The organism is Leptolyngbya cf. ectocarpi LEGE 11479 (assembly GCF_015207065.1).
GTDB lineage: Bacteria > Cyanobacteriota > Cyanobacteriia > Phormidesmidales > Phormidesmidaceae > Leptothoe > Leptothoe ectocarpi.
On the sequence record NZ_JADEXP010000339.1, the window covers coordinates 1 to 6957 of the forward strand.

General features: G+C 53.6%; 8 protein-coding genes. 7 read left to right on the forward strand and 1 reads right to left on the reverse strand.

All coding sequences use genetic code 11. The features are described 5' to 3' along the window. Positions 1-38: 38 nt before the first annotated feature. The 6 genes from ureA (at position 39) to IQ260_RS24990 (ending at position 5185) form a co-directional block, all read left to right on the forward strand. Complete coding sequence (ureA, locus tag IQ260_RS24965) at positions 39-341, forward strand: urease subunit gamma (protein ID WP_193995789.1); 303 nt, start codon at positions 39-41, stop codon at positions 339-341. Positions 342-422: 81 nt separating this feature from the next. Further along, positions 423-1499, forward strand: a complete 1077-nt coding sequence (locus tag IQ260_RS24970) for a S41 family peptidase (protein ID WP_193995790.1) — start codon at positions 423-425, stop codon at positions 1497-1499. Further along, complete coding sequence (locus IQ260_RS24975; RefSeq protein ID WP_228016413.1) at positions 1499-1828, forward strand: urease subunit beta; 330 nt, start codon at positions 1499-1501, stop codon at positions 1826-1828. The genes IQ260_RS24970 and IQ260_RS24975 overlap by 1 nt, the downstream gene beginning before the upstream one ends. 254 nt (positions 1829-2082) lie before the next feature. After that, positions 2083-2874 carry an SH3 domain-containing protein gene (locus tag IQ260_RS24980; RefSeq protein WP_193995791.1) on the forward strand — a complete coding sequence of 264 codons (792 nt, stop codon included), beginning with the start codon at positions 2083-2085 and terminating at the stop codon, positions 2872-2874. 122 nt (positions 2875-2996) lie between these two features. Further along, entirely contained in the window at positions 2997-4706 is a 1710-nt protein-coding gene (gene ureC / locus IQ260_RS24985; protein WP_193995792.1) for an urease subunit alpha, read from the forward strand. Positions 4707-4708: 2 nt separating this feature from the next. Then, on the forward strand, positions 4709-5185 hold the full coding sequence (locus tag IQ260_RS24990) for an SRPBCC family protein (protein WP_193995793.1): 477 nt from the start codon (positions 4709-4711) through the stop codon (positions 5183-5185). Here the strand turns inward: IQ260_RS24990 and IQ260_RS24995 are convergent. Continuing rightward, complete coding sequence (locus tag IQ260_RS24995) at positions 5182-5643, reverse strand: hypothetical protein (protein ID WP_193995794.1); 462 nt, start codon at positions 5641-5643, stop codon at positions 5182-5184. The two genes, IQ260_RS24990 and IQ260_RS24995, sit on opposite strands and share 4 nt — an antisense overlap. Before the next feature lie 103 nt (positions 5644-5746). On the opposite strand from IQ260_RS24995, the gene hetZ reads away from it, so the two are divergent. After that, positions 5747-6904, forward strand: a complete 1158-nt coding sequence (gene hetZ / locus IQ260_RS25000) for a heterocyst differentiation protein HetZ (protein WP_193995795.1) — start codon at positions 5747-5749, stop codon at positions 6902-6904. Positions 6905-6957 lie beyond the last annotated feature (53 nt).

Genomic DNA, 6957 nt, shown 5'->3' on the forward strand with positions numbered 1-6957 from the left:
GGTTTAATATCTCTTACAGTCAGTCTCCTTCGCATCCTATGCAACTCACGCCCCAAGAAAAAGACAAGCTGCTGATTTTTACCGCTGCTTTAGTGGCAGAACGCCGTAAAGATCGAGGCCTCAAACTTAACCATCCAGAAGCCGTCGCCTATATTTCTGCCGCTATTCTAGAAGGCGCACGGGATGGACGTACCGTTGCTGAGCTGATGAGCTATGGGACCACGCTGCTGAGTCAAAATGATGTCATGGATGGCATTGCTGAGATGATCCATGAGGTACAGGTGGAAGCGACGTTCCCGGATGGGACTAAGCTAGTTACCGTGCATAATCCAATTCAGTAGAGGCGTTACATGTAACGCCTCTACTGAATAAATTGCATGCAACGTCTCTACATCTAATAATTTGATTGCTTAGAAGTTTTTATGGTTGAGTCTGATGGTTCTGTAACGGGTGAGATGGGAGACGGTCTTCAAGATATTGATCTGGATCGCTCCAGTCGTAGTGAGATCCTAGAAGCCGTTGCTGAGGCCCTAGACCGCTATGCATTTCCAGAAGCGGCGGCTAAGGCCCAAGTGGATATTCGGCGGCGGCTAGAGGCAGGGGGCTATGGTGACATTGTCAGCGCTCATCAGCTGGCAGAAACCCTAACAAATCAATTGCAAACGCTGACGTGCGATCGCAGCGTCCGCGTCTACTTTAGCCCCACACCGCTGCCAAATTTAAGCGCTGACACGCCACCTACAGCCGAGGAACTCGCCTATCAGCAGCAGCAAAGCCAGCGGCGAAACTTCGACATCAATCGGGTAGAACGTCTGGGGGGGAACCTAGGATTTCTGCAGCTCTATGGATTTGAACCACCCGAGTTTGCCGGGACCACTCTGGCCGCTGCCATGACCTGTGTGGCTCATACAGAAGGATTGATCATTGACCTGCGCTACAACCGAGGCGGCTCACCAGCCATGGTGGCGCTGCTGTGTAGCTACCTGCTTTCCGCCTATCCTGCCGTGCATCTAAACGACGTGAGTTGGCCCGCTGAACAGCGTATCCAACAAAGCTGGACAGTGCCCCATGTGGGGGGACCGCGCTATTTGGACCGGCCTGTATATATCCTGACGGGCCCCGAGACCGCCACCGCCGCTGAGGAATTTGCCTATACTCTCAAACAGCTGAAGCGGGCTACGCTGATTGGCGAAACAACAGCAGGGAAAGCTAATCCAGGAGCCGGACAGCGCCTACACGATCACTTTTGGATGTTTTTGCCAACAGGGCAGGTACTTAACTCCGTCACCGGAGGGAATTGGGAAGGCAGCGGGGTACTGCCGGACTTTAAGGTGCCAGTGGAACTAGCCTTAAAGGTAGCCCACTATATGGGACTGACCGACTTGAGCAAACAGGCTCAGTCACCTAGTCAAGAGCTAAGCGCCGCTTTGGACACGGTGAAAAAGCAGCTGGATCAGATGCAGCAAGATTTAATTAGTCAGCTTGGAGGGTTGCGATAATGTCTGATGATTCTGTATCGAGAGTGATTCCAGGGGAACTGTTGCCAGCCGACGGCGACATTGAACTTAATGCCGGTCGGGCTACCACTACGTTGACCGTAGCTAACAGGGGCGATCGACCGATTCAGGTAGGCTCTCATTTTCACTTTTATGAGGTCAATGAGGCCCTGCAGTTTGATCGGGACCAGAGTAAGGGGATGCGGCTGGATATTCCAGCTGGGACAGCGGTAAGATTTGAACCGGGAGACGAGCGCTCTGTAACGCTGGTTGCCTTGGCTGGGGCACGTCAGGTCTACGGCTTTAACCAGCTCATAGAAGGCTCCCTGTAGGCCACCTCAAAAATCAGCACTTTGCCAGATGACAAGGCTACGAAAGATTGAGATGGTCGGATAGGGAGACAGGCTGTTCGAATCAGGAAAGTGTCTGCTTGCTCACCGCCAATGTTTTTTCTCTAGAGTTTTTTCTCTGGAGATGGAAACATTAGGTTCGCCCAACCTAGAGCAACCCCATGCATCTATGTACAACTATTGAACGTGTTCTGAAAAACGAACATTCACACTGACATTCACACTGAACATTCACTATGCTACGACTACACCATTTTGCTGCGATCGCCTGTCTACAGGGGGCGTTACTGCTGGGTAATCTGCCAGCATTAGGGCAGGTATCTGGCAATGGTTCCGAAGCGTTGCCAGAGGCGATTATCCCCAGCCTAGAAGGCATCGTGGATCTCGCTGATACGGATCTATCCCTGGGTGTAGGCTATCTGGCCCCACAAAGTTCCGACCACCTTCAGGCCAGTTGGCTGTCGGAAGTAGAACTTCCCCTTTATAGCCAACCCGGTGGTGCCCACTGGGGTTGGATTTGGCAGGGTTGGCTGATTCCCAACGGCCAACAGGCCTTTGCCATTGGGCGAGATGCCAGTTTTACCATGGTGAGTGTGAACCCAACGCTGCTGGCGTTTCCCATCGTAACCGCCCGTGACGATGGCTGGTTGCAGATACAGTACACTGATGGCGGCAGTGCCTGGATTCACAGCGAGCAGCTGGACGATCGCGGGCTAGAGCTATCGTATACCTCTTGGGAAGAACAGCTAGCTGACGCGGAGATAGTTGCCCTACGGGGTGAGAATGATACCCAGGTCTTGCGGGCTGAGCCCGAACGGGGCCGCAATGTCCTCAGCCTAATTAGCGCCAACAGTAGCCTGATCGAGCCTTTAGAAGTTAAAGACAACTGGATTCGCGTGCGCATCACCCGTCCCACCAATGGCTGTGAGCCCTTAGCTGGTGCTAGCGAAGAAGAAGGCTGGCTGCAGTGGAAAGACATCGAAGGGGACCTGCTAATTCTGCCGAGCCGAGAAAGCTGTGCCGGATAGCTGTGCCGAATGACTGGGCCGAATAGAAGGTTAAAAATGTTCGCGATATATCCATCCGCATTCCGGAGCTAGCGTAAGCTATCCAGTGGCTTTGTTTTTACCCCCACGCCCAGGAGACTTCGATGAGCTACCGGATGGATCGCCGCGCCTATGCTGAAACCTATGGCCCCACGGTGGGAGACCGGGTACGGCTGGCAGACACAGCCTTAGTAATTGAAGTAGAGCGAGACTTTACCACCTACGGAGACGAGGTCAAGTTTGGCGGGGGTAAGGTAATCCGTGATGGCATGGGTCAGTCCCCTATTACCCGAGCGGACGGTGCGGTGGATATGGTGATTACCAACGCGCTGATTTTGGACTGGTGGGGCATCGTCAAAGCGGACATTGGCATTAAAGACGGTCGCATTGCCAAAATCGGTAAGGCGGGCAATCCCTACATTCAGGACAATGTGGACATCATTATTGGCCCTGCCACCGAAGCCGTTGCAGGGGAGGGTATGATCGTCACCGCTGGGGGCATTGACTCCCACATTCACTTTATTTGTCCGCAGCAGATTGAAACCGCCATTGCCAGCGGTGTCACCACCATGATCGGCGGCGGAACTGGCCCCGCCACTGGCACTAACGCAACCACCTGTACGCCCGGAGCCTGGAATATTTACCGCATGCTGCAGGCGGCGGATGCCTTCCCGATGAATCTGGGTTTTATGGGGAAGGGCAACAGTGCCCAGCCTGGGGGACTGGTAGAGCAGGTACAGGCCGGAGCCATGGGGCTGAAGCTACATGAAGACTGGGGCACCACTCCAGGGGCGATCGATACCTGTTTAGGTGTGGCCGACGAGTTTGATGTGCAGGTGGCCATCCACACCGATACCCTCAACGAAGCTGGGTTTGTGGAGAATACCATTGCCGCCTTCAAAAACCGTGTGATTCACACCTATCATACCGAAGGGGCAGGCGGCGGCCACGCACCGGACATTATCAAAGTGTGCGGGGAAACCAATGTGCTGCCGTCATCCACCAACCCCACCCGACCCTATACTCGCAACACGCTGGATGAACATCTGGATATGTTGATGGTGTGCCACCATCTCAGTCCTAGTATTCCTGAGGATGTAGCTTTTGCTGAGTCGCGCATCCGCCGGGAGACCATCGCTGCTGAAGATATCCTGCATGATCTGGGAGCCTTTAGCATGATCGCCTCCGACTCCCAGGCCATGGGCCGGGTGGGCGAAGTGGTGATCCGTACCTGGCAGACGGCCCACAAGATGAAAGTACAGCGCGGTGCCCTGGCAGAAGATTCTGAGCGTAACGATAACCACCGTGCCAAACGCTACGTGGCTAAGTACACCATTAACCCTGCCATTACCCACGGTATCGGTCATGAGGTGGGGTCTTTGGAAGCGGGCAAGCTGGCGGATATCTGTCTGTGGAAGCCGGCATTCTTTGGCGTTAAACCCGAGCTGGTGATTAAGGGTGGGGCCATTGCCTGGGCCCAGATGGGCGACCCAAATGCCAGTATTCCCACACCGCAGCCGATCCACATGCGACCCATGTTTGGGGCCTTTGGCGGAGCCGTTGCCAGTACGTCGCTGACCTTTATTTCCCAGGCCGCTGTAGAAGCCGATATTGCTGGCCAGATTGGGCTACAAACACCAGCGGTGGCGGTGAGCGGCTGCCGTCACCTGAGCAAGGCTGATATGAAGCTCAATGACTATCAGCCCGCCATGGAAGTGGATCCTGAAACCTACGAGGTGCGAGCAGATGGACAGCTGCTCACCTGCGAACCTGCGGACGAGCTACCCATGGCCCAGCGATATTTTTTGTTCTAGATATGACCACGTTTCAACACACTAGCCTCATTGCCGCTGCGCCTGAAGTTGTCTGGCGCTTTCATGAACGCCCAGATATTCTCAAGCTGCTCACCCCACCCTGGCAGCCAGTCGAAGCGGTTCGCCGTGAAGGGGGGCTGGGGCCGGGTGCCGTTAGTGAATTTCGGCTGTGGCTAGGTCCGATTCCGGTTACCTGGATCGCCCGACACACCGATGAGTACGAACCTAACCAACTCTTTACCGATATCCAAGAAAGCGGCCCGCTGGATGCCTGGACGCATCGCCATCGGTTTGAGACCGAGGGCGAGCAAACGCGACTGACTGACGACATCACATTTACGCTGCCGATGGAATGGGCCAGCGAGCCCGTAATTGGCGGGTTTGTACTGCAGCGGCTAACGGATATGTTTGAGTATCGCCATCGGGTAACGCGGGAGGCATGTCAGGGGAAGGGGGAGCAGGGGACATCGCCGCTCTAGGCAATATCCGTTGGTTGCTCGCTTTCTTGCTGGAGCTGCTGGAGCTGAGATCGCAGCACCTGCTCTAGCATCGTTCTAGGTATCTCCACCCCCTGTCCTTTACCCTTCTCCTGCATAAAAATAAGACTGTCCACCCGCTTAAGCGACAGCAGCTGAAACAATAGATGGGTGCTGGGATGGGGCAACGCCATCATTTGCGGATTATCCGCCACACCTAAAGCCGCTGATGCTAAGGACGGATAGGCATAAACCACCGTCTTGGTTGCCTTGGGATTCTGCCGACCCCGCAGGGTAGTCATCACCCACCCCTGGCCGAGAGACTGGACCACATAATAGAGCTGCTGCGGCAGCTGACCCGCAATTTCCGTGAGTAGAGGAGCGATCAATGAAATAGCTTGCCCAGTTGTCTGATCCGGAGCTTCCTCAATCAAAATTTGAATTTGTTTTTCAATATCCATCCGACTTTTTTGATAGTTTCGTGAAAATTACTGACTTTTGTTAGAACGTGCGGAAAACTGTCTATGCTCAGGTGAGGTATTGCCTGGGACATGCAAAGCTCTAATGACCACCCTGCTAATGCTTGAGGAAACATCTACAACACTTGTAGAAGCACTGAATACAGACGTTTTGCAGTTGCTCAAGCAAGCGACCAGAACCTCCGAAAGAAGCTGCCAGGCTGTGGCCGATCGCATCTGCAGCGAATCGCTTCGTATTTGTACGGAAAGCCAACGCATTCAAGATTCTGGGGATGTAAAAAGTTGGGCATTTAACCTCGCTCACCATCGAGTGGATCAGTGCATTCGCTATTACAAACTTAGCTCTGAACGGGGCCGAATCGAGCTGCACAGTACCCTCAGTGCCATTATCTATCGCTATATTTCGATTCCCTACGCCCAAACCGGCTATCAGGCCCGCCTTTCCCTGATTGAGGATTTTCTACAAAACTTTTACAGCGAAGCCATTAACGCCTTTCGTCGGGAAAACCAAATGGCAGCGGAGTACCAGCCCCGCACCGCCCTAGAGCTGGCAGAATACATGGCATTTACCGAACGCTACGGTAAACGCCGCATTCCCCTACGCCGGGGCCGCAGCCAGCAGCTGATTATTCTGCGAGCCCAAACATTTTCCAAACAGCAGCCCCCCGAGACCACTGTAGACATTGAGCAGGCCACTGAAGCCGCCAATGACAATGAACAGGGGTGGAAAAATGCCCCTATCCAACGGCTGCGGGAAGAAATTTTGCTCCAGTCAGACACCCCACCGGAAGATAGCCTCCGGGAACGGGTGGTAGCTGAACTGATGAGCTACCTCAAAGAAAAGAAGCAAGCAGACTGCGCCGACTATTTTAGTTTGCGGTTGATGGACCTGCCAGCTAGCGAGATCGAAGAACTGCTGGGACTGACATCCCGTGAGCGAGACTACCTACAGCAACGCTTCAAATATCATTTACTCCGGTTTGCCCTCACCCATCACTGGGAACTCGTCCATGAATGGCTGGGTATCGAGTTAGAAAAAAACTTAGGTCTTACCCCTCAACAGTGGGATCACCTACAGGAAAAAATGGATCAAAGCCAAACCAAGCTGCTTCAGCTTAAACAGCAGGGCCTATCGGATGCAGATATATCCCAAGCACTTGGTCTCAGCCTGACTCAAATCAGAAAGCATTGGTCTAAATTGCTCGAACAAGCCTGGGAATTACGTAATCTATCCATAGGCTGACAATCTGCCAGCGGGCTGTTTTTTTGTGCATCCAACCGAGCTAAATTTTTTAC

Bases quoted from the DNA above. Each gene is read 5' to 3' on its own strand.
- ureA (WP_193995789.1), top strand. From the start codon at position 39: ATGCAACTCACGCCCCAAGAAAAAGACAAGCTGCTGATTTTTACCGCT.
- IQ260_RS24995 (WP_193995794.1), bottom strand. From the start codon at position 5,643: ATGGATATTGAAAAACAAATTCAAATTTTGATTGAGGAAGCTCCGGAT.
- hetZ (WP_193995795.1), top strand. From the start codon at position 5,747: ATGACCACCCTGCTAATGCTTGAGGAAACATCTACAACACTTGTAGAA.
- IQ260_RS24975 (WP_228016413.1), top strand. From the start codon at position 1,499: ATGTCTGATGATTCTGTATCGAGAGTGATTCCAGGGGAACTGTTGCCA.
- ureC (WP_193995792.1), top strand. From the start codon at position 2,997: ATGAGCTACCGGATGGATCGCCGCGCCTATGCTGAAACCTATGGCCCC.
- IQ260_RS24970 (WP_193995790.1), top strand. From the start codon at position 423: ATGGTTGAGTCTGATGGTTCTGTAACGGGTGAGATGGGAGACGGTCTT.
- IQ260_RS24990 (WP_193995793.1), top strand. From the start codon at position 4,709: ATGACCACGTTTCAACACACTAGCCTCATTGCCGCTGCGCCTGAAGTT.
- IQ260_RS24980 (WP_193995791.1), top strand. From the start codon at position 2,083: ATGCTACGACTACACCATTTTGCTGCGATCGCCTGTCTACAGGGGGCG.